This is a genomic window from Kitasatospora sp. NPDC001132, assembly GCF_053598415.1.
In genome coordinates, this window is sequence record NZ_JBSFKF010000003.1 from 125149 (window position 1) to 145951 (window position 20803).

Annotated in this window: 17 protein-coding genes; 8 read left to right on the forward strand and 9 right to left on the reverse strand. The window is 73.2% G+C overall.

From position 1 onward, the window contains the following. Positions 1-89: 89 nt before the first annotated feature. Positions 90-821 carry a class E sortase gene (locus ACWDBE_RS04945; RefSeq protein WP_449789255.1) on the forward strand — a complete coding sequence of 244 codons (732 nt, stop codon included), beginning with the start codon at positions 90-92 and terminating at the stop codon, positions 819-821. A gap of 81 nt (positions 822-902) precedes the next feature. On the opposite strand, the gene ACWDBE_RS04950 is transcribed toward ACWDBE_RS04945, so the two are convergent. Both ACWDBE_RS04950 and ACWDBE_RS04955 read right to left on the reverse strand, forming a co-directional pair. Beyond that, complete coding sequence (locus ACWDBE_RS04950; RefSeq protein WP_449807225.1) at positions 903-2174, reverse strand: hypothetical protein; 1272 nt, start codon at positions 2172-2174, stop codon at positions 903-905. Between the two features lie 153 nt (positions 2175-2327). Beyond that, on the reverse strand, positions 2328-3689 hold the full coding sequence (locus ACWDBE_RS04955) for a glutamine synthetase family protein (RefSeq protein ID WP_402412135.1): 1362 nt from the start codon (positions 3687-3689) through the stop codon (positions 2328-2330). Positions 3690-3864: 175 nt separating this feature from the next. On the opposite strand from ACWDBE_RS04955, the gene ACWDBE_RS04960 reads away from it, so the two are divergent. Further along, positions 3865-5619 (forward strand): NAD+ synthase, encoded by a 1755-nt coding sequence (locus ACWDBE_RS04960; protein WP_449807226.1) that lies wholly within the window; start codon positions 3865-3867, stop codon positions 5617-5619. Here ACWDBE_RS04960 and ACWDBE_RS04965 read toward each other — a convergent pair. The 3 genes from ACWDBE_RS04965 to ACWDBE_RS04975 form a co-directional block, all read right to left on the reverse strand. After that, the gene (locus ACWDBE_RS04965) at positions 5616-6677 is read right to left on the reverse strand and encodes an endonuclease/exonuclease/phosphatase family protein (protein ID WP_449807227.1); all 1062 of its coding nucleotides are present in this window, start codon (positions 6675-6677) and stop codon (positions 5616-5618) included. The genes ACWDBE_RS04960 and ACWDBE_RS04965 overlap by 4 nt on opposite strands. Before the next feature lie 227 nt (positions 6678-6904). Then, complete coding sequence (locus ACWDBE_RS04970; RefSeq protein WP_449789251.1) at positions 6905-7534, reverse strand: TetR/AcrR family transcriptional regulator; 630 nt, start codon at positions 7532-7534, stop codon at positions 6905-6907. 70 nt (positions 7535-7604) lie between these two features. Continuing rightward, positions 7605-9239, reverse strand: coding sequence for a DHA2 family efflux MFS transporter permease subunit (locus ACWDBE_RS04975; RefSeq protein WP_449807228.1), 1635 nt, complete (start codon positions 9237-9239; stop codon positions 7605-7607). A 302-nt stretch (positions 9240-9541) separates the two neighbouring features. On the opposite strand from ACWDBE_RS04975, the gene panB reads away from it, so the two are divergent. The 3 genes from panB to ACWDBE_RS04990 all read left to right on the forward strand — a co-directional run bounded on the left by panB (position 9542) and on the right by ACWDBE_RS04990 (position 12433). After that, a complete protein-coding gene (gene panB, locus ACWDBE_RS04980; protein WP_449789249.1) occupies positions 9542-10411 on the forward strand; it encodes a 3-methyl-2-oxobutanoate hydroxymethyltransferase in 870 nt (289 codons plus the stop codon). 169 nt (positions 10412-10580) lie between these two features. Beyond that, positions 10581-11603: an ATP-binding cassette domain-containing protein gene (locus ACWDBE_RS04985; RefSeq protein ID WP_449807229.1), complete on the forward strand. Its 1023-nt coding sequence runs from the start codon at positions 10581-10583 to the stop codon at positions 11601-11603. Then, positions 11600-12433 (forward strand): ABC transporter permease, encoded by an 834-nt coding sequence (locus tag ACWDBE_RS04990; protein WP_449807230.1) that lies wholly within the window; start codon positions 11600-11602, stop codon positions 12431-12433. Before ACWDBE_RS04985 ends, ACWDBE_RS04990 begins: the two co-directional genes overlap by 4 nt. A 169-nt stretch (positions 12434-12602) precedes the next feature. Here the strand turns inward: ACWDBE_RS04990 and ACWDBE_RS04995 are convergent, their stop codons facing one another. Next, the gene (locus ACWDBE_RS04995; RefSeq protein ID WP_449807231.1) at positions 12603-16019 is read right to left on the reverse strand and encodes an AfsR/SARP family transcriptional regulator; all 3417 of its coding nucleotides are present in this window, start codon (positions 16017-16019) and stop codon (positions 12603-12605) included. Positions 16020-16216: 197 nt separating this feature from the next. Between ACWDBE_RS04995 and ACWDBE_RS05000 the strand changes: the two genes are divergently transcribed. Then, complete coding sequence (locus ACWDBE_RS05000; protein ID WP_449789245.1) at positions 16217-17032, forward strand: site-2 protease family protein; 816 nt, start codon at positions 16217-16219, stop codon at positions 17030-17032. Positions 17033-17055: 23 nt separating this feature from the next. Here the strand turns inward: ACWDBE_RS05000 and ACWDBE_RS05005 are convergent, their stop codons facing one another. Further along, on the reverse strand, positions 17056-17241 hold the full coding sequence (locus ACWDBE_RS05005) for a hypothetical protein (protein ID WP_392869538.1): 186 nt from the start codon (positions 17239-17241) through the stop codon (positions 17056-17058). A gap of 164 nt (positions 17242-17405) precedes the next feature. Next, a complete protein-coding gene (gene npdG / locus ACWDBE_RS05010; protein ID WP_449789244.1) occupies positions 17406-18098 on the reverse strand; it encodes an NADPH-dependent F420 reductase in 693 nt (230 codons plus the stop codon). A gap of 47 nt (positions 18099-18145) precedes the next feature. Between npdG and ACWDBE_RS05015 the strand changes: the two genes are divergently transcribed. Continuing rightward, the gene (locus ACWDBE_RS05015) at positions 18146-18832 is read left to right on the forward strand and encodes a hypothetical protein (RefSeq protein WP_449807232.1); all 687 of its coding nucleotides are present in this window, start codon (positions 18146-18148) and stop codon (positions 18830-18832) included. A gap of 126 nt (positions 18833-18958) precedes the next feature. Then, positions 18959-20266: an MFS transporter gene (locus ACWDBE_RS05020; protein WP_449807233.1), complete on the forward strand. Its 1308-nt coding sequence runs from the start codon at positions 18959-18961 to the stop codon at positions 20264-20266. A 34-nt stretch (positions 20267-20300) separates the two neighbouring features. Here ACWDBE_RS05020 and ACWDBE_RS05025 read toward each other — a convergent pair whose 3' ends face one another. Continuing rightward, the gene (locus ACWDBE_RS05025; protein WP_449807417.1) at positions 20301-20792 is read right to left on the reverse strand and encodes a type II toxin-antitoxin system RelE family toxin; all 492 of its coding nucleotides are present in this window, start codon (positions 20790-20792) and stop codon (positions 20301-20303) included. Positions 20793-20803 lie beyond the last annotated feature (11 nt).

Below are 20803 nucleotides of genomic sequence, written 5' to 3' on the forward strand. Positions count from 1 at the left end.
CATGGCCGGCCGGGACGCCCGCCGGGGCGGTGCCCGGCGCGGCCCCGCCCGCCCCCTCCCCCCGCACTCCCGCCCGAAGGGACGACCCCATGGCGACCGAGCACCCGGCCGAGCGGAGAGCCCCGCGCCGACACCCCCTGCGGCTCGCGATCGGCGCGCTCGGCGACCTGCTGTTCACCCTCGGCGTGCTGCTCGCCCTGCTGGTCGTCCACTCGCTGTGGTGGACGAACCTCACGGCCGACCGTCACGCGGACCTCTCCGCCGCCCGGCTGCGCCAGTCCTGGTCGGCCCCTGCCCCGGCCGCCCCGCCGACCGACGCCGCACCGCCGCTCGGCCAGGGCGACGCCGTCGGCTTCCTCCACGTCCCGGCCCTGGGCGCCGGCTACCAGGTGCTGATCAAGGTCGGTACCGACGGGGAGACCCTCGCGGACGGGGTCGCCGGAGCCTACACGGCGCCGTACCGCTCGGCCATGCCGTGGGAGGCTTCGGGCAACTTCGCCCTGGCCGCCCACCGCGACGGCCACGGCGCCAGGTTCCACGACCTGGACCGGCTGCGGCCGGGCGACCCGCTGGTCGTGGAGACCAGGGACCGCTGGTACGTCTACCGCGTCGACGCCACGCTGCCCGAGACCGCCAAGGACGACACCGGTGTCATCGCCCCGGTCCCCGTCGGCTCGCCGTACGGCGGGCCGGGCCGCTACATCACCCTGACGACCTGCACGCCGGTCTACACCTCGCTGTACCGGATGGCCGTCTGGGGCAGCCTCGTCCGGGAGGAGCCGATGGACCCGGACCGCACGCCGCCCGCCGAGCTGCGCTGAGCCGGTCCGGTGGACATGCGACGGACGGGCGGTGCGCCACGCGCACCGCCCGTCCGCCAGCCGGTCAGATCCGTCGGTCGGTCACCGGGCACTCCGGTCGGAGCGCCGGCCGGCGCGCATGGCCACCGCACCCGCCGCGATGAGCGCCGCCGAGAGGCCGAACAGGGCCGGCGAGGTGTCGCTCCCCGTCTCCGCCAGCTCCCAGTGGTGCCAGCCGTGCTCCTCCTCGTGGCCGCCGTGGTGGCCCTCGTGACCTCCGTGGCCCTCGTGCCCCTCATGGCCTTCGTGGCCCGGGTGGCTCGGGTGGCTCGGGTGGCTCGGCCCGTGCCCCGGCCCCTCGCTGTACTTGGCCTTGTTCACATTGGAGATGTTGTTGGTCTGCGAGGCCGACTGACTGTTGCTCGCCGTGTTCTGCGAGGAGTTGTTCGCGCTGGCGGTGGCGCTGTTGTTCGCGTTGTTGTCAACGGTGTTGACGACGGTGTTCTGGACGACGACCGTCACGTTGACGTTCTGGTCCTGGCTCTGTTGGCCGTTCTGGGACTGTGACTGGTTCTGGTTCTGGTTCTGGCTCTGGCTCTGGCTCTCGGACTGGTTGCCGCCACCACCGTGGCCCCCACCGTGGTCGCCGGGGCCCTCGCCCCCACCGTGGTCACAGGGGTTGCAGTGGCAGGCGTGGTGGTGGTGGCAGTGCTTGCCGGTGAGGCCCGACAGTCGGTCCAGCTCGCCCAGTCGGTCGAGGTACCCGAACGTCGACGGCAGGGCCGTGTTCCGACCGCGCTCGCCGTCCTCCTCGCCCGGCTCGGTTCCTTCCGCGGCCGGCGGCTCCTCCCCGCCCGGCTCGGCGGCGGTGACGGCCGGGGCCTGGGCCTGGGCCTGGGCCGGAGCCGCCGCCGCGGCCGGAGCCGCCGCCGGAGCCGCGGCCGGGGCGACGGCCGGGGCCTGGGCCTGGGCCTGGGCCGGAGCCACCGCCGGGGCCGCGGCCGGAGCCGCCGCCGGGGCCGCCGCCGGGGCCTTGGCCGGAGCCGCGGCCGGGGCCTTGGCCGGGGCCTTGGCCGCGGGCGCTTCGGCCGTCGCCGTCACTGTCTTGGTGCCCTCCGTCCGCGAGGACTGACGGGCCACCAGTTCGGACGGGACGGCACCACGGCTGTCGAAGTTCCAGGTATGGGTGGCTCTACCGCTGCCCTCCGCCGCCGCACGGAGGAGCCCGTCGACCCATTCACCCTGGGCCTCCGCCGGTACGGCGGCTGTGTGGTGGTCGGCGACGGGCGAGGCGTAGGCCGCGGAGCCGGCACCCAACACGAGGGCGGCCGAGGTCAGTCCGGACAGGGCCAGGGCGGTGATTCGAGTACGCATGACACTCCAGGATGATCCGCAGAACGGATCTTCTGCTTACGCCTCCGCGTCACCCCGCCATGGCGCGCACCGCTGCAGAGTAACCTCATTGGCCCAGCGGATTAGCGTGCGTGGGGTACACCGCCCGAGCGGCCCGGACCGGCCGACGAACCGTCAGAGCACCTGGAGGTTCTTCCGCAGCTCGAAGGGGGTGACCTCGGAGCGGTACTCCTCCCACTCGTGCTTCTTGTTGCGCAGGAAGAAGTCGAACACGTGCTCGCCGAGGGTCTCGGCGACGAGCTCGCTGCGCTGCATCAGGTCGATGGCCTCGCCGAGGTTCTGCGGCATCGGTTGGATGCCGAGGGCGCGCCGCTCGGAGTCGGTGAGCGCCCACACGTCGTCGTCGGCACCGGGCGGGAGTTCGTAGCCCTCCTCGATGCCCTTCAGGCCGGCCGCGAGGGTGACGGCGTAGGCGAGGTAGGGGTTGCAGCCGGTGTCCAGCGAGCGGACCTCGATCCGGGTGGAGCCCTGCTTGCCCGGCTTGTACATCGGGACCCGGATCAGCGCCGAGCGGTTGTTGTGGCCCCAGCAGATGTAGGACGGCGCCTCGCCGCCGGCTCCGGCGGTGCGCTGGGAGCCGCCCCAGATCCGCTTGTACGAGTTCACCCACTGGTTGGTGACGGCGGCGGTCTCGGCGGCGTGCTTCAGCAGGCCGGCGATGAAGGAGCGGCCGACCTTGGACAGCTGGTACTCGGCGCCGGACTCGTGGAAGGCGTTGCGGTCGCCCTCGAACAGCGAGACGTGGGTGTGCATGCCGCTGCCGGGGTGCTCGGAGAACGGCTTGGGCATGAAGCTCGCGTGTACGCCCTGCTCCAGCGCGACCTCCTTCATGACCAGTCGGAAGGTCATGATGTTGTCGGCGGTGGACAGCGCGTCGGCGTAGCGCAGGTCGATCTCCTGCTGGCCGGGGGCGCCCTCGTGGTGCGAGAACTCGACCGAGATGCCCATCGACTCCAGCATGGTGATCGCCTGGCGGCGGAAGTCGTGGCCCACCCCGCGCGGGGTGTGGTCGAAGTAGCCGGACTGGTCGGCGGGGATCGGCGGGGTGCCGTCGCCGGGCAGGTTCTTCAGCAGGAAGAACTCGATCTCCGGGTGGGTGTAGAAGGTGAAGCCCTGCTCGGAGGCCTTCTCCAGGGTGCGCTTGAGCACGAACCGGGGGTCGGCGAAGGACGGCGAGCCGTCGGGCATCAGGATGTCGCAGAACATCCGGGCGGTGCCCGGGGTCTCGGAGCGCCACGGCAGGATCTGGAAGGTGGTCGGGTCGGGCTTGGCGATCATGTCGGACTCGTACACCCGGGCGAATCCCTCGATCGCCGAGCCGTCGAAGCCGATGCCCTCCTCGAAGGCCTGTTCCAGCTCGGCCGGGGCCACCGCGACCGACTTCAGGAACCCGAGCACGTCGGTGAACCACAGCCGGACGAACCGGATGTCACGCTCTTCGAGCGTCCGAAGCACGAACTGTTGCTGCTTGCCCATGGGGACAGTCTCACCTCTGCTCTTTACGCTCGTGTTACGCCTCGGAGGCCCCCGCAAAGACCTCGTAAAGCGGCTGCCCCCATCATGGCCGATCTCCGCCCGACCCGGCAGCGCCGACCCCCGCCGTCACTCCCCACCCAGGACATAGCGTCAGTTAGACGATTACACTCGGGGCATGCCCAATCTCCGTCTCGCCCTGAGCCAGATCGACCCCTGGGTCGGTGACCTCGACCGCAACGGCGACGAGGTGGTGCGCTGGACCAGGCTGGCCGTGGAGGCCGGCGCGCAGCTGGTCGCCTTCCCCGAGATGGCCCTCACCGGGTACCCGGTGGAGGACCTCGCCCTGCGCGGATCCTTCGTCGAGGCCTCCCGCGCCGCGCTGGTCGGGCTGGCCGACCGGCTGGCGGCGGACGGGCTGGGCGAGGTCCCGGTGGTGGTCGGCTACCTCGGGCGTTCGGAGCACGCCTCGCCGCGTTTCAACCGCCCGGCCGGCTCCCCGCAGAACTGCGCCGCGGTGCTGCACCGGGGCGAGGTGGTGACCCGCTTCGCCAAGCACCACCTGCCCAACTACGGCGTGTTCGACGAGTTCCGCTGGTTCGTCCCGGGCGACCAGCTGCCGGTGCTGCGGGTGCGCGGGGTGGACGTCGCCCTGGCCATCTGCGAGGACATCTGGCAGGACGGCGGGCGGGTCACCGCCGCCCGCGAGGCCGGCGCCGGGCTGCTGCTGGTGGTCAACGGTTCCCCGTACGAGCGGAACAAGGACGACCAGCGGCTGGAGCTGGTGCGGCGCCGGGCGGCCGAGGCCGGCTGCACCCTGGCGTACGTCAACATGGTCGGCGGCCAGGACGAGCTGGTCTTCGACGGCGACTCGATCGTGGTCGGCACGGACGGCGAAGTCCTGGCCCGCGCACCGCAGTTCGAGGAGCACCTGGTGGTGCTGGACCTCGATCTGCCGGCCGCCGCGAGCGACGACACCGACGGGCTGCTGCTGAGCGACGGCCTGCACCTGGTCCTCACCGAGCTGGGCGGCGAGCCGCAGGCCGCGCCCGCGGTGCGGCTCACCGCCGGGGTGGCGCCGCGGATCTCGGACGAGGCCGAGATCTGGGCCGCGCTGGTCTCCGGCACCCGGGCGTACGTGACCAAGAACGGCTTCCGGTCGGTGCTGCTCGGCCTCTCCGGCGGCATCGACTCGGCGCTGGTGGCCGCGATCGCGGTGGACGCGGTGGGCGCGCGGAACGTGCACTGCGTCTCCATGCCCAGCCGCTACTCCTCCCAGCACTCCCGGGACGACGCGGCCGAACTGGCCCGCCGCACCGGGCTGTCGCTGCGGACCGTCTCCATCGCCCCGATGTTCGACGCCTACCTGGGGGCGACCGAACTGACCGGCCTGGCCGAGGAGAACCTCCAGTCCCGGCTGCGCGGCACCCTGCTGATGGCGATCTCCAACCAGGAGGGGCACCTCGTGCTCGCGCCCGGCAACAAGAGCGAGCTGGCGGTCGGCTACTCGACCCTGTACGGAGACTCGGTGGGCGCCTACGGGCCCATCAAGGACGTCTACAAGTCACTGGTCTTCCGGCTGGCACGCTGGCGCAACGAGGAGGCCGAGCGGCGCGGCGAGGTGCCCCCGATCCCGGAGCACACCATCACCAAGCCGCCGTCCGCCGAGCTGCGGCCGGACCAGGTGGACACCGACTCGCTGCCCGACTACGACGTGCTGGACAGCGTGCTGACCCGCTACATCGAGGGCGACGAGGGCCGGGACGCGATCGTCGCGGCCGGCTTCGACCCGGCCCTGGTGGACCGGGTGGTCCGGCTCGTCGACACCGCCGAGTACAAGCGGCGCCAGTACCCGCCGGGCCCGAAGATCTCGGCCAAGAACTTCGGCCGGGACCGCCGCCTGCCGATCACCAACCGCTGGCGGCGCGGCTAGCGGACGGGCTGGTAGCGGTAGCTGGCGGCCACCCCGAGGTGGTCGCTGCCGTCCCGGGGCAGGGTGCGGGAGTCCACCGGGTCCAGCCCGCCCTTGCTCATGATCTGGTCGATCCGGGCCGTCGGGAAGGCGGCCGGCCAGCTGAAGCCGAAGCCGTCTCCGGCGGCGCCCTGGGCCGAGCGCATCTGCGAGGTGACCGGCGCCAGGCTGCGGTCGTTCATGGTGCCGTTGAGGTCGCCGAGCAGCAGGACCTTCTTCAGCGGCTCGGCCTCGATCGCGTCGCCGAGCGCCTGCGCGCTGAGGTCCCGCTGGTTGACGGTGAAGCCGCCCTCGGCCTTCAGCCGCACCGAGGGCAGGTGCGCCACGTACACCGCGAGCGGGCCCTGCGGGGTGGTGACCTCGGCGCGGAAGGCCCTGGTCCAGCCCATCTTCAGGTCCACCGGGGAGACGTCCCCGATCGGGTACTTCGACCAGAGCCCGACCGTGCCCTCCACGGTGTGGTGCGGGTAGGCGGCGGCGAGCCCGGTCTCGTACGAGCGCAGCTGCCGGCCGGCCAGCTCCTGCAGGGCGACGATCTGGGCGCCGGAGTCCACCAGGGTGCGGATGGTGCCCGGCACGTCGGTGTTGGCGGCGGCGACGTTGTGGCTGACCACCGTCCAGTCGCCCTTGCCGCCGCTCTTGTCCGACAGCAGGCCGCCGAACAGGTTGACCCAGAGCACCAGGGGCAGCAGCAGGGCGACCAGCGCGGTGGCGGAGCGGCGCAGCAGCGCGGGCACCAGCAGCACCGGGACGGCCAGGCCCAGCCAGGGCAGGAAGGTCTCCAGCAGGCTGCCGAGGTTGCCGACGCTGTTGGGTACCTCGGCGTGGAAGGCGAGCAGCGCGGCGGTGAGCACGGCCAGCGCGGCGATCACCAGGCCGCGCCGCCAGGTGCCGCTGCCGCGGGCGTCCCGGCCCCAGTGGCGCAGGCCGAGGAAGCCGCCGCGGCGCGCCGTGGGGGCCGGGCCGTCGGCGCCGCCCCCGGGGGCCGCGATCCGCTCGGTCCTGTCCGCCTGCGCCATGAAGTGGCTCCCGTCGCTCGTGCCGTCGCCGTTCCGGTGCCCGGCCCGTCGTGAGTGCGGGCGTCTACCGGGTCGGTGCCGGTGTGGTCGGACCCGGCTCAGCCTATGCCGGGACAGACGTCGGGCCTGCTGAGCGGGTTCCGGCGTGGCCCGGTTTGGTGAGGGAGGCCACGTCCGGGGCGAGGCCGGGCCGGGGGGGCGGGCGAGGCCGCGCGGGGGCGGCCCGGTCAGCGGGGTGCGAGGCCCTCGAGCACGGAGTCGACCAGCTTGCGGGCCAGGTCCGGGTCCTCCAGGTCGGAGTCGTCCCACAGGATGCTGCGGTAGAGGATCGGCCCGAGCAGCAGGTCGTTGAGCAGGTCCACGTCGAGGTCGTCGCGGATCACGCCCTCGGCGACGGCCTGGCGGATCAGGCGGAGCCCGACCTCCCGGCGCGGTTTGATCACCCGCTCGCGGTAGGCGGAGTACAGCTCGGGCAGGGTCTGCATCTGGCCGAGGGCGGCCTTGAGCACCCAGCGGGTTCGCTTGGCCAGGCCGCGCCGGCGGATGTGGTCCACCAGGGCGATCAGGTCGGCCCGGGCGCCGGCGCCGGCGGACTCGGGCAGCGGCTCCTCCAGCCGGCTGACCACGTCGACCAGCAGGGCTTCCTTGTTGGGCCAGCGCCGGTAGATGGTGGCCTTGCCGACGCCGCCCGCGGCGGCGATGCCCTCGATGGTGAGCTCCGACAGCGCGGTGCCGCCGGCCATCAGGTCCTCGACGGCCGTGAGGATGGCCTGCTCGGCGGCCTCGCTGCGGGGCCGGCCACGGCGTACCTCGGCGCAGTGCTGCCCGGTGCCGGCGGTCGGCGTGTCCGTCTTCATCCCCGCTGTCTCTCCCTCGTGGTCGGCCCCGCCACCCGGTGGCGTACCCGGATGACAGGGCCATTGTCACTCAGTCACGGCGCGCGCCGGCCGCAGGTCGGGCGTCCGCGGCCGCGGCCTCCCGTGCCTGGCCGCGCTGTTCGGGGGCCGGACCGGCCGGGCCCGCGGGGGTGGCCGGGCGGCGCGGCAGCAGGAACCAGGCGACCACGGCGCCGACCAGCGAGACGCCCACCGAGAGCGAGGCGACCACGTGCATGGCGTGGATGAAGGAGTCGTTCGCCGGGGCGATCAGCGCCTGGCCGCCGGGGATGCGGTCGGCGATGGCCAGGGTGGCCTCCAGCGACTCGCCGGCCTTGTCGCGCAGGTCCTCGGGCAGCCGGGTGAGGGTGTCGGCCATCCCGTCGCGGTAGGCGGTGGAGAGCACGGCGCCGAGCACGGCGACCCCGAGCGAGCCGCCGACCTGGCGGAAGGTGTTGTTGACGGCCGAGCCGGCGCCGGCCTTCTCCCGGGGCAGCGAGGCCATGATCGCGACGGTGACCGGCGGCATGACGTGCGCCATGCCGGCGCCCATCACCAGGCCGAGCAGGACCAGCACCCAGATCGGGCTGGTGGCGGTCAGCACGACGTAGCCGAGGAACCCGAGCGCGACCAGCAGCATGCCGCCGGTGGCGGTGGCGGCGACGCCGAGCCGGTCGACCACCAGCCGGGCCCGCGGGGCGAACACCAGCTGGGCGGCGGCCAGCGGCAGCATCAGCACGCCGGCCTGGAGGGCGCTGTAGCCGCGCACGCTCTGGATGTAGAAGACGCCGAAGAAGGAGACGCCCATCAGCGCGAAGAAGATCACGCCGACGACCACCACGGAGGCGCTGAACACCCGGTTGCGGAACCAGGTGACGTCCAGCGCGGGGAACGGGGTGCGGCGCTCGAACCAGACGAAGGCGGCCAGGGCGAGCACGCCGACCAGGGTCGGCACCCAGGCCTCGACCGCGGTGAAGTCGGCCAGCTCGCCGCCCTTGATGATGCCGTAGATCAGCGCGACCAGGCCGACGATCGACAGCAGCACGCCGACGGGGTCCATCCGGCCCGGGTTGGGGTCCTTGGACTCGGGGACGAGGATCACCATCGCGACCAGCGCGACGACCACGATCGGGACGTTGACCAGGAAGACCGAGCCCCACCAGAAGTGCTCGATCAGCAGGCCGCCGGTGATCGGGCCGATGGCGATGGCCAGACCGACCGCGCCGGCCCAGATCCCGATCGCCTTGGGCTGCTCGGAGCGCTCGAAGACGTTCATGATGATCGCCAGCGTGGCGGGCATCGCGAGCGCGCCGCCGACGCCCATCAGGGCGCGGTATCCGATGAGTTCACCGGGCGAGGCGGCCAGCGCGGACAGCAGCGAGGCGACTCCGAAGACCAGCATGCCGGCCAGCAGAGCGCGCTTGCGGCCGAACCGGTCGCCGAGCAGGCCTGAGGTGAACAGCAGTCCCGCGAAGACCAGGGTGTAGGAGTTGATCGACCATTCCAGGTCGCTCTGGGTGGCTCCGAGTCCGACCGGCGCGGGGGTCGCGATGGTCTTCATCGCGACGTTGAGGATCGAGTTGTCGAGGACGACGACGAGCAGGGCGAGCAGCAGGGTGGCGAGGATCACCCAGCGCCGACGGTGGATGGCTTCCGACACACGAGGTGGCGCGGCTGCGGTGGTCATGGTTCTTCCCGTCCGTGTTGGCGTGGCACTGGCGGGCATTTACGAGCCGAGCACGTCTCGCAACCCCCCGCACCAGAGTAGCGGCCGATACGATACGAGCCGAATCCGTTTCGTAAAGGGCGGGCAAATTCGGGAGGCTCCCGCGCGCCCTGGCCCGGGGCGGCCCGCACGCCCGGTGTGTCCCGGATCGCACCGGGACGACCGCACCCCTCTTTGCGCCGGAGCCGGGGCGTGCAAGCATGGAGGTGATCCGGGGACGCCGTACGGCGCCACGAGACGACAACCCTTCAGGAGTCCGTTCGATGAACGCTTCTACGCCTTCGCCTGCCCAGAACCAGGCGTCGACCACCTCCCTCTACGGCGGGGTCACCAACCGCCGGGTCACCGTCCGCGACCTCGCCGCCGCCAAGCAGCGCGGCGAGAAGTGGTCGATGCTCACCGCCTACGACGCCCTCACCGCGGGCGTGTTCGACGAGGCCGGCATCCCGGTGCTGCTGGTCGGCGACTCGGCGGGCAACTGCCACCTCGGCTACGAGACCACCGTCCCGGTGACCATGGATCAGATGGTGATGCTCTCCGCCGCCGTCGTCCGCGGCACCAAGCGGTCCATGATCGTCGCCGACCTGCCGTTCGGCTCGTACCAGGAGTCCCCCGCGCAGGCCATGCACAACGCGGCCCGGCTGATGAAGGAGGCCGGGGTCGGCGCGGTCAAGCTGGAGGGCGGGGAGCGCAGCGCCCGCTCGATCGAGCTGCTGGTCGAGGCCGGCGTCCCGGTGATGGCCCACATCGGCCTCACCCCGCAGTCCGTGCACGCCCTCGGCGGCTACCCGGTCCAGGGGCGCGGCGACGAGGCGGCGCACCGGCTGCTGCGCGACGCCAAGGCCGTCCAGCAGGCGGGCGCCTTCGCGGTGGTCCTGGAGGCCGTCCCGGCCGAGCTGGCCGCCCAGGTCACCGAGCAGCTGGCGATCCCGACCGTCGGCATCGGCGGCGGGCCGGACACCGACGCGCAGGTGCTGGTCTGGACCGACATGGCCGGCATGACGGCCGGCCGGGTGCCCAAGTTCGTCAAGCAGTACGCCGACCTGCGGACCGTCCTCGGCGACGCCGCCCGGGCGTACGCCGAGGACGTGCGCACCGGCGCCTTCCCGGCGGCGGAGCACAGCTTCCACTGACGCGACGGCGCCTTCCGCCGACGCACACGGCCCCACGGCCCCGCTCCACAGCCCGGAGCGGGGCCGCTGTCGTGTCCGCGGGCGCGGCCGAGAACCGGTGACAGCGGCCTGACAGCGGACGGGGCGGGCCCGACAGGGAGCTGACAGCGGCGGCGGACAGCCTGGGGGCATGACACGAATCGCGACGGCCCCGAACGACCGGGGAACCACCTCCGCACACGCCGTGGAGGTGCACGGCATCGTCAAACACTTCGGTGGGACCAAGGCCCTCGACGGGGTCGACCTCACCGTCAGGGAGGGCACCGTCCTCGGCGTGCTCGGCCCCAACGGCGCCGGCAAGACGACCCTGGTGCGCATCCTCTCCACCCTGATCAAGCCGGACGCCGGCACCGCGTACGTCGGCGGCTACGACGTGCTGCGCCAACCCAAGCAGCTGCGCCGCACGATCGGCCTCACCGGCCAGTACGCCTCCGTGGACGAGCTGCTCTCCGGGTACGAGAACCTCTACCTGATCGGCCGGCTGCTCGACCTCTCCCGCCGCGACGCCAAGGCCAGGGCCACCGAGCTGCTGGAGCGCTTCTCGCTCACCGAGGCCGCCAAGCGGACCGCCAAGACCTACTCCGGCGGCATGCGCCGCCGGCTCGACCTGGCCGCCAGCATGATCGGCCGCCCCCGGGTGCTCTACCTGGACGAGCCCACCACCGGCCTGGACCCGCGCACCCGCAACGAGGTCTGGGACGAGGTGCAGCGGATGGTCTCCGAGGGCACCACCGTGCTGCTGACCACCCAGTACATGGAGGAGGCGGAGCAGCTCGCGAACGAGCTGACCGTCATCGACCGCGGCCGGGTGATCGCCAACGGCGCCGTCTCCGAGCTCAAGGCCAAGGTCGGCGGCCAGACCCTCCAGGTGCGCCCGGCCCACCCGGCCGAGCTGCCGGACATGGCCCACTGCCTGCGGGACATCGGCATCACCAACGCCACCGTGTCCACCGACACCGGGCTGCTCGCGGTGCCGATCACCGACGACGCGCAGCTGACCGCGGTGATCGGGGTGCTCGGCACCCGCGGCTTCGCCGTCGCCGGCATCGACACCAAGGTGCCCAGCCTGGACGAGGTCTTCCTCGCCATCACCGGCAAGCCCGCGTCCGCCGCGGACACCGCCCCCAGCCTCGTCAAGGAGCCCGTCGCATGACCACCGCCACGCTCACCCCCGCACCGGGCCGCACCACCCGGCCGTCGGCGGAGGACAGCCGGATCGGCCTGGTCGGCGCCCTGCGCCACGTCGGCGCGCTGACCCGGCGCAACCTGATGCGGATCAAGGCCGACCCGGAGTCGATGTTCGACGCCGTGCTGATGCCGATCATCTTCACCGTGCTGTTCGTCTACGTCTTCGGCGGCGCGATGGCCGGCGACCAGGACACCTACAAGCAGTACCTGATCCCCGGGCTCCTCGGGCAGACCGGCCTCACCCTCGCGATGGCCGTCGGCACCGGCCTCAACAGCGACTTCCAGACCGGCGTGATGGACCGTTTCCGCACCCTGCCGATCGGCCGGTCCTCGGTGCTGCTGTCCAAGATCGCCGCCGAGACCCTCCGCGGGCTGCTCTCCTTCGCGATCCTGATCGGCTTCGCGATGTGCATCGGCTTCGAGGTGAAGACCGGTCTGCTGGAGGTGCTGGCCACGATCGGCCTGGGCCTGGTGTTCGGCATGTCGATCGTCTGGATCTCGATGCTGCTGGGCATGGCCCTGCGCAGCGCCCAGGCCGTCCAGGGCGTGGCCATGCTGGTCCTGATGCCGATGCAGTTCGGCAGCTCGATCTTCGCCCGGACCGACACCATGCCGGGCTGGCTGCAGGCCTTCACCAAGATCAATCCGCTGTCGGCGCTGGCCGACGCCTCCCGCTCGCTGCTCAACGGCGAGGGCCCGGTGGCCCATCCGGTGATGATCGTGCTGATCTGGTCGGCCGCCGTCACCGCGGTCTTCGCCCCGCTGGCGGTCGCCCGCTTCCGCAAGCGGACCTGACCCACCCGACCACCGTCGGCCCCGCGGGGGAAAGGCCGACGGGCAGGACGGCCGGCCGCCCGGGACGGGGCGCCGGCCGACGTACGGGCCCGTGCGGCCGGTGACCAGGGGACGGGCGCCGGCCGTACGGGCTCGACCGCGCGCCGCCGCACCGGCTCGACCGCAGGGGCTAGCCGATCAGCCCCTCCAGCACCTCGAAGACCTGCTCCTGGGTCATCCCGACCCCGCCGGCCCGGGCCTCCTCGTACCCGGCCCCGCCCAGCAGCTCCCGCAGGACGGCCTCGGTGCGCACCCGCTCGGCCCGGTCCAGGTAGCCGCCCTTGGGGCCGTTCAGGCCACCGTGCGCGGCGGTCAGCACGGCCGCCACCCGGGCCCGCTCCAGGTCCCCGTCGCGCTGGGCGAAGGCGCACAGCACCGCCGTCACCGCGGGCACCACCAGGACCGTCATGTGTTCGGCGAAGCCGCTCGCCGCCGTCACCGCCCGCAGCTGCCGCCAGCCGTCGCGCAGCAGCTCGAACCCCGCCTCCGGATCCCCGGCCCGGGCGATGATCCAGCCGCGGGAGCTCCGCAGCATCCCGCTCACCAGGCTCGGCGCGAAACCGCCGACCCGGACCGTGTCCAGCCTGTCCAGCTCGGCCAGCGCCTGCGCGAACTCGCCCCGTTGGGCGTGGATGCCGCAGAGCGCCAGGTGGCCGAACATCAGTGCCCCGGTGGTGGACTGGTTGAGGCCCGGGGTGTCGATCAAGGCCAGCGCCTCGCGGATGACCCGCTCGCCGCGGTCCATGTCGTGCTCCAGGAGGGCGCTGCCCAGGTTCACCCGCAGGATCGGCACCTCCTGCGACGCGCCCAGCTCCTCGACCAGCTCGATCGCCCGCGCGTACGCCTCGGCGGCGGCCGCGGACTCGCCCCGGTTGGCCAGCGACTCGCCGTGCGCGGACAGCGCCTGGGAGGTCCCCCAGAGGTCACCCGACCGCTCGTACAGCTCCAGCGAGCGCTCGCCGTCCACGATGCTCTGCTCCGCACCGCTCGGCCAGTCGTTCATCATCCTGGCCCGCACCTGGAGGATGAAGGCCAGGTCGCTCACCTCGCCGTACTGCTCGCAGCCGCGGACGGCGTCGTCGATCAGCTCCTTCATCACGTCCGTGCGGCCGGCCAGGAAGGCGCCGAACACCCGCATCAGCCCGGGGAAGCGGTAGGCCTGCGGCAGGTCCGGCGTGTAGGCGTCCATCAGCCGCTGGGCGACCCGGATCGCCTCCGGGTCGCCCAGGACGTCCAGGTTGCCCTCGAACAGCCCGATCAGCCGGAACATCGCGAGCAGCCGGCGGGCCTCCTCGACCACCCCGGCGGACAGCGGCAGCTCGTACGCGAAGACGCTGCGCTCCAGCGGCACCGGCCGCGGGGCGTCCGGGCCGAACGGGTCCGGGCCGAGCGCGGCGACCGCGTTGTACCAGGTGCGCGCCTCCAGGCTGTAGCCGCGCAGCGACCAGTACCAGCTCATGCCCACCGCGATGAGCAGCGCCTGCTCCTCGTCCCGCAGGTCGATCGCCCGGCGCAGCGCCGTCCGGATGTTGTCCTGCTCGCGCTCCAGCACGGCCAGCCAGTGCAGCTGCCGGGGGCCGTGGATCTGCCCGTCGGAGACGGCGACCAGGGTGCGGAAGTACGCCAGGTGGCGGGCCTCGGTGGCGGTGCGCTCTGCGGCGGACTCGGCGAGGCGCTCGGTCGCGTACTCGTGGATGGTCTCCAGCATCCGGTAGCGCGGCAGGCTGGCCCCGTCCAGGTCGGCCACCAGCAGGGACTTGTCGACGAGTGACAGCAGCAGGTCGGCGACCTCGCCGGAGGCCACCTCGACGCCGTCGGCGCAGACCGTCTCGGCGTCCTCCAGCTGCCAGCCGCCCGCGAACACCGAGAGCCGGCGCAGCACCGCCCGCTCCCGCTTGCCCAGCAGGTCCCAGCTCCAGTCGACCACCGCGCGCAGCGTCTGCTGGCGCGGCAGCAGGGTGCGGCTGCCCGCGGTGAGCAGCGCGAACCGGCCGTCCAACCGGTCGGCTATCTGGCGCGCCGTCATCACCCGCAGCCGGGCGGCGGCCAGTTCGATGGCCAGCGGCAGCCCGTCCAGCCGGCGGCAGATCTCCGCGCAGGCCTCCGGGTCGCCCTGCGGGTCGAATCCCGGACGGGCGGTGGCCGCGCGCTCGGCGAACAGCCGCAGCGCGACCGGGTCGGGCAGCGGCTCGACCGGCAGCACCGTCTCGCCGGGCACGCCCAGCGGCTCACGGCTGGTGGCGAGCACCGTCAGCCCGGGGCACTCGGCGAGCAGGGCGTCGGCGAGGTCGGCGGCGGCCTGGATCAGGTGCTCGCAGTTGTCCAGGACGAGCAGCATCCGGCGGTGGCGGCAGTGCTCGACCAGCCGACGCACCGGGTCCTCGGCCCGCTTCTCGATCACCTCGGCGACCATGCTGGTGCTGTGCAGCACGATCTCGCGCAGGCCGAGCGCCGAGACCACGGCGGCGGGCACCGCGCCCGGGCTCTCCAGCGGGGCGAGTTCGACCACCCAGACGCCGTCCGGCCAGCCCCCGGCGGACTGTTCGGCGCGGCCGGCCTCGGTCGAGAGGCTGGTCTTGCCGGAGCCGCCGGGGCCGGTCAGGGTCACCAACCGACGGTCCGTCAGCATCCCGCGCAGCGTGGCGAGATCGTCCTCACGGCCGACGAAGCTGGTCAGCCGGCCGCGCAGGTTGCCGCCGGGGCGCGGGAGTTGGGACGCGGGTGCGGCGTCGGGCCCGGGGGTCGGGGAGCCGGCGGGCTCCGGCTTCGACGCCCGCTGCTCCGCGGGGGTTGCGGGGGTTGCGGGGGTTGTGAGGGCTGCGGGCGTCGCGGGCGTCGGGGCGAGCAACTCGGCGTGCAGGGCGCGAAGTCCGCGGCCCGGGTCGACGCCGAGCTCCTCGGCCAGCGCGCGCCTGGTCCGCTCGTAGTGGCGCAGCGCCTCGGCCGTCCGCCCGCTCCCGTGCAGCGCCCGGATCATCAGCAGCTGCAACGACTCGTCCAGCGGCTGCCGTTCGCACAGCTCGGCCAGTTCGGCGACCAGCTCCGCGGCCCGGCCGAGGCCGAGTTCGGCGGTGATCCGGTGGCGGCGGGCCTCCTCGCGCTGGGCCTCCAACCGGACGGCCGGGCCGCCGCGGTCCGGCAGGTCGGCCAGCGCGGGGCCGCGCCACAGTGCCAGCGCCGCGCGCAACCTCTCGGCGGCGAGCGCGTCGTCCCCGGCGTCCAGGGCGCGGCGGCCCTCGCCGGTCAGCCGCTGGAAGTCGGCGAGGTCGGAGGCCGGGGCGGTCAGCCAGTACCCGGCCGGGCCGGAGCCGACCTCGTCCCGGCCGATGGTGCGGCGCAGCCGGCCGACCAGGGTCTGGAGCGCGGCGGAGGAGTCCTGCGGCGGATCGGCGTCCCACACCTCGTCCACCAGGAGGTCGGCCGGGACCGGACGGCCCTGCCGCAGGACGAGGGCGCTGAGCAGGGCCCTCAGCCGGGCGCCGCCGATCGGCACCGGGGTGCCGTCGTCGTGGTGGGCCGTCGTCGTCCCGAGGATGCCGTAGTACACCGGACCATTCTGGTCGATCGCCGGGGGAAGGGCCGCACATTTGTCCTGGGCCCCTCCCCCGGCGGGCGCGTAGGGTGGAACGCCACCGCGCTCCCGGACGTTCACCGGGAGCCGCTTGTCCGGCCACCGGACCGCCCGGCATGATCGACCACGGTCCGAAGCCGATCCTCTTCCCCTGCCCACGGAGCACCCACACCATGACCTTCGCCGCCACGCCGCGCTCCCGCAGCGAGGACCGCCGGATCAGCCCGGTGTTCTGGGTGCTCCTCGCCGTCCTCGGCACCTCCGGCTGGGCGGTGTACCAGGGTTACGGCAACGCCTCGTTCGGGGTGTTCCTGTTCGTGGTCGCGGGCTGGATGGTCTCCCTCTGCCTGCACGAGTACGCCCACGCGCGCACCGCGCTGCACGGCGGCGACATCACCGTCGGCGCCAAGGGCTACCTCACGCTCAACCCGCTGAAGTACGCCAACGTACTGCTCAGCTTCGTGCTGCCGATCGTCTTCGTGATCCTCGGCGGCATCGGCCTGCCCGGCGGCTCGGTCTGGATCGAGCGCCACCGCATCCAGGGCCGGCTCAAGCACAGCCTGGTCTCGGCGGCCGGCCCGCTGGTCAACCTGCTCATCGCGGCGGCGCTGCTGATCCCGATCGGCGCGGGCTGGCTGGACGATCCCACCGTGCACGCGTACTGGAACGGCTACGAGCTGATCATCTCGCCGTTCTCCGGCGCGCTGGGCTTCCTCGGCTTCCTGCAGCTGAGCGCCGCGGTGCTGAACCTGCTGCCGGTGCCCGGGCTGGACGGCTACGGCATCGTCGAGCCCTGGCTGTCGTACAAGACCCGGCGCGCGGTCGAGCCGTTCGCGCCGTACGGGATGCTCGCGGTGTTCGCGCTGCTGTGGCAGCCCCAGGTGAACCAGTTCTTCTTCGGGATCGTCCACGGCCTGATGACCCTGTTCGGCGTGGACCAGGACTACGCGACGCTCGGCCGGTACCTGTTCAGCTTCTGGAAGAACTAGCCCCGGCTGGTTGCCGGGCCGGCTCAGCCCTGCTCGGCGACCGCGGCGGCGATCTTGGCCCGGCGGCGGTTCATCCACAGCACGTTGCTGGCCACCCCGGCCAGCGGCAGCCAGATCAGGCCCAGCCAGAAGCCCTGGACCAGCGAGACCACGAGGGCCACGAGCGCGAGGACGACGGCGGCCAGGGCGAAGACGGACGTGCGAGGCATGGCGGAAGGCTCCTAGAACGGGTGCGGGCGGCCGGGTCACGGCCGCCACCCATTGTCGCCGACCTCACCTCCGGCGCCGGGCCAGGGGTGAGGTCGACACGGCCGTCGGGCCCGTCCTGTCGGTCAGGGCGGACCCGGGGACGACCGGTAGGACGGGCCGTCGCTCAGACGTCGGTGATCCGCAGACCCGCGTGGGCCTTGTAGCGGCGGTTGACCGAGATCAGGTTGGCCACCAGCGCCTCCACCTGGTGGGCGTTGCGCAGCCGGCCCGCGAAGACGCCGCGCATCCCGGGGATGCGGCCGGCCAGGCCCCGGACGATGTCCGTGGCCTCCCGGTCGTCGCCGAGCACCATGACGTCGGTGTCGACGGACTCCACCGACTCGTCCTGGAGCAGCACGGCCGACAGGTGGTGGAACGCGGCGGTGACCCGGGAGTCCGGCAGCAGCGCGGCGGCCTGCTCGGCGGCGCTGCCCTCCTCCGGCTTCAGCGCGTACGCGCCCTGCTTGTCGAAGCCCAGCGGGTTGACGCAGTCGACGACGATCTTGCCCGCGAGCTCCTCGCGCAGCGCCGTCAGGGTGGCGGCGTGGCCGTCCCACGGGACCGCGATGATCACCACGTCGCTCTCCCGGGCGACGGTGGCGTTGTCGGCGCCGCGCACGCCGAGGCCCAGCTCGGCCGCCGAGGCCTCGGCCCGGGCGGCGTCGCGGGAGCCGATGATCACCTGCTGGCCGGCCTTGGCCAGCCGCAGGGCCAGGCCCCGCCCCTGGTCGCCGGTGCCGCCGAGGACACCGACCACCAACTGCGAGACGTCGGGTACCTCGTGGGCCGGGTTTGTCGCTGAATCGAGGGAAGTCATGGGCCGATCCTGCCAAATCCCGGGCCTCGCGGGACATCCTGGGCCGCATGGACGCGGTGAGAGTTTCGGCACTCCGGGAACGGCTGACGGGAACGGGCTGGCTGGAGGCGGTCGGCGGCTTCGCCGGGGCGCTGCGCCGATCGGTGGACCGGCGCGGGGCGAGCGGGCTGCTGCTGGTCGGAACCGAGACGTACGAGCCCTGGCACCTGGCCGCCCACCTGGACGACCAGGCCGCCTGGTCGGACGTCCCCGGGCTGGCACCCACCCTGCTGCGGCACAGCCCGCCGGCCGACGCCCCCGCCCATCTGACGCACGATCTGCGCAGACTCGCCGAGGCCGGGCGAGGCGCCACCGTGCTGCTGGTGGTCCCGCGGACGGCCGGCGCCCCGCTGCTGGAGCGGGTGCACGACGCCCGGCGGCACGGCGCGACGGTGCTGGCGCTGGACGGGGGCGGGCCGGGCGGGCCGGGCGGGCCCGGTGAACCCGGCGGCCTCGGCGGCCTCGCCCGTCCTGGCGGTCACGGCGGTCACGACGGTCTCGGCGGTCTCGATGAGCTCCGCGAGCTCGCGCACGAGCGGCTGGTCGTCGGCACCGCCGCCGAGGAGCCCTTCGACCTCGCCCAGCACCTGGTCAGCGCCGCCGCCGGGCAGCGGCCCGGCCTCCGCTCCGTCCGGGCCCGGCTCGCCGACCTCGCCGGGCGGCTGACGTCGACGCCCGCGATCAGCCGCTGGTAGCCGGGGGCGGCCTTCGGTCCGTCGGCACGTGCCGGTCCGTCACCACGTGGAAAACCCTTTGCGGAAGGCGTGACCACCACCCGAGGATGATGGTTCGTGAACGTCGACGAACCCCCGCATCCCCCCGTGTCCGGACGCGCCCGGAAGCTGGTGCGCTCGCTGACGCCCGACCTGTCCCCCTGGCGCGCCTCCCGTGACTTCCGCTACCTGTGGACGTCCGGCTGCGTCACCAGCTTCGGCAGCTTCCTGACGTTCATCGCCGTGCCGATGCAGATCAAGGAGCTCACCGGCTCCTCCTTCGCGGTCGGTCTGATCGGCGCCGTCGAACTCGTCCCGCTGATCGTCTTCGGCCTGTGGGGCGGCGCCCTCGCCGACGCCCTGGACCGCCGGAAGCTGGTGCTGCGCGCCGAGGCCGCGCTCGGCCTGCTGGCCGGGCTGCTGCTGCTCAACGCCCTGCTGCCGCACCCGCTGCTCTGGCCGGTCTATGTGGTCGCCGCACTGGCCGCGGCCGCCGACGGCCTCCAGCGCCCGGCGCTGGACTCGCTCACCCCGCGGGTCGTCCCGCACCAGCACCTGGCGGCCGCGTTCGCCCTCAAGTCGCTCTACCACAACGTCGCCTCGATCGCCGGGCCGGCGCTGGCCGGTGTGGTGGTGGCCTTCGCCGGGGTGCAGACCGCGTACGCGCTGGACATCCTCACCTTCGCCGCCTCGCTGCTGCTGCTCGTCCGGATCAAGGCGGTGCCGCCGCCCACCGGTGCCGAACGGCCTTCCGTCCAGGCGGTGTTGAACGGCGTCCGGTACGCCTGGAGCCGCAAGGACCTGCTCGGCACCTACGCGATCGACACCTGCGCCATGCTGTTCGCCTACCCGGTGGCCGTCTTCCCGTTCCTGGCCTCGGAGTTGGGGGCGGACTGGGCGCTCGGGCCGATGTACGCGGCCTCCGCCCTCGGCGCCCTGCTGGTCGGCGCGACCAGCGGCTGGACCTCCCGCGTCCACCGGCACGGACGGCTGCTGGTGGCCGCCGCCGTCGGCTGGGGCGGGGCGATGGCACTCGCCGGCCTGTCCGAGCACATCTGGCTGGTGCTGCTCGGCCTGGCGCTGGCCGGCGGCGCCGACGAGATCAGCGGGCTCGCCCGCTCGACCATGTGGAACCAGTCCATCCCGGACGAGCTGCGCGGCCGGATGGCCGGCGTCGAACTGCTCAGCTACTCCGTCGGCCCGCAGCTCGGCCAGGTCAGGGCCGGCACCATGGCCGGACTGATCGGCGTGCGCGCCGCCGTCTGGACCGGCGGCGTGGCCTGCGTCGTCGCCGTGCTCGCGGTCGCCGCCGCCCTCCCGAAGCTGCTCGCCTACGACGACCGCACCGACCCCCACGCCGCCGCCGTCCGCGCCGCCCACGAACACGCCGAACCCGAGGCCACCCCGGCGACGTGACCGGCACCCCGTCCCGGGGTTACCGGGCGCTCCGTCAGGGGCCGTAGATCGTGGAGCAGTGGCCGACGTGGACCACCCACACCACCAACTGCCCGTTGTCGACCGTGTAGACGATGCGGTAGTCACCCACCCGCAGTCGCCGCCGGTCGGGCTGCGAGACGAGTACACATGGGCGCGATCGAGCCGACGCCGCCGGCCCGGGTCTACTCGGCGTCGTCCTTCGGCTGGTCGCTCCAGCGCGGGTCGTTCTGCCACTCGCGGTTGCGTTCGTCGGCGATGCGCAGGGCCTGGGCGGCCTCCTCGGGGCTGGCGTAGGGGCCGAGGCGGTCCTTCGCCGGGCACTCCGGGCCCTCTTCGACCTTGTCGTGCTTGATGCAGTAGAACCACTCGCCGGGCTTGCCGGTCGGCTTGCGGTTGAATCCGAGGGGCATCGCGCTCTCCTGTTCAGAAGGCCGGAAGGACTGGGTCGGTACCGATCATTCCCCGCCCCGGGCCGGGACGCACACCGCCCTGGACCGGCGGGGATCGCCCAGGGTC

Bases quoted from the DNA above. Each gene is read 5' to 3' on its own strand.
- ACWDBE_RS04945 (WP_449789255.1), top strand. From the start codon at position 90: ATGGCGACCGAGCACCCGGCCGAGCGGAGAGCCCCGCGCCGACACCCC.
- ACWDBE_RS04950 (WP_449807225.1), bottom strand. From the start codon at position 2,174: ATGCGTACTCGAATCACCGCCCTGGCCCTGTCCGGACTGACCTCGGCC.
- ACWDBE_RS04955 (WP_402412135.1), bottom strand. From the start codon at position 3,689: ATGGGCAAGCAGCAACAGTTCGTGCTTCGGACGCTCGAAGAGCGTGAC.
- ACWDBE_RS04960 (WP_449807226.1), top strand. From the start codon at position 3,865: ATGCCCAATCTCCGTCTCGCCCTGAGCCAGATCGACCCCTGGGTCGGT.
- ACWDBE_RS04965 (WP_449807227.1), bottom strand. From the start codon at position 6,677: ATGGCGCAGGCGGACAGGACCGAGCGGATCGCGGCCCCCGGGGGCGGC.
- ACWDBE_RS04970 (WP_449789251.1), bottom strand. From the start codon at position 7,534: ATGAAGACGGACACGCCGACCGCCGGCACCGGGCAGCACTGCGCCGAG.
- ACWDBE_RS04975 (WP_449807228.1), bottom strand. From the start codon at position 9,239: ATGACCACCGCAGCCGCGCCACCTCGTGTGTCGGAAGCCATCCACCGT.
- panB (WP_449789249.1), top strand. From the start codon at position 9,542: ATGAACGCTTCTACGCCTTCGCCTGCCCAGAACCAGGCGTCGACCACC.
- ACWDBE_RS04985 (WP_449807229.1), top strand. From the start codon at position 10,581: ATGACACGAATCGCGACGGCCCCGAACGACCGGGGAACCACCTCCGCA.
- ACWDBE_RS04990 (WP_449807230.1), top strand. From the start codon at position 11,600: ATGACCACCGCCACGCTCACCCCCGCACCGGGCCGCACCACCCGGCCG.
- ACWDBE_RS05000 (WP_449789245.1), top strand. From the start codon at position 16,217: ATGACCTTCGCCGCCACGCCGCGCTCCCGCAGCGAGGACCGCCGGATC.
- ACWDBE_RS05005 (WP_392869538.1), bottom strand. From the start codon at position 17,241: ATGCCTCGCACGTCCGTCTTCGCCCTGGCCGCCGTCGTCCTCGCGCTC.
- npdG (WP_449789244.1), bottom strand. From the start codon at position 18,098: ATGACTTCCCTCGATTCAGCGACAAACCCGGCCCACGAGGTACCCGAC.
- ACWDBE_RS05015 (WP_449807232.1), top strand. From the start codon at position 18,146: ATGGACGCGGTGAGAGTTTCGGCACTCCGGGAACGGCTGACGGGAACG.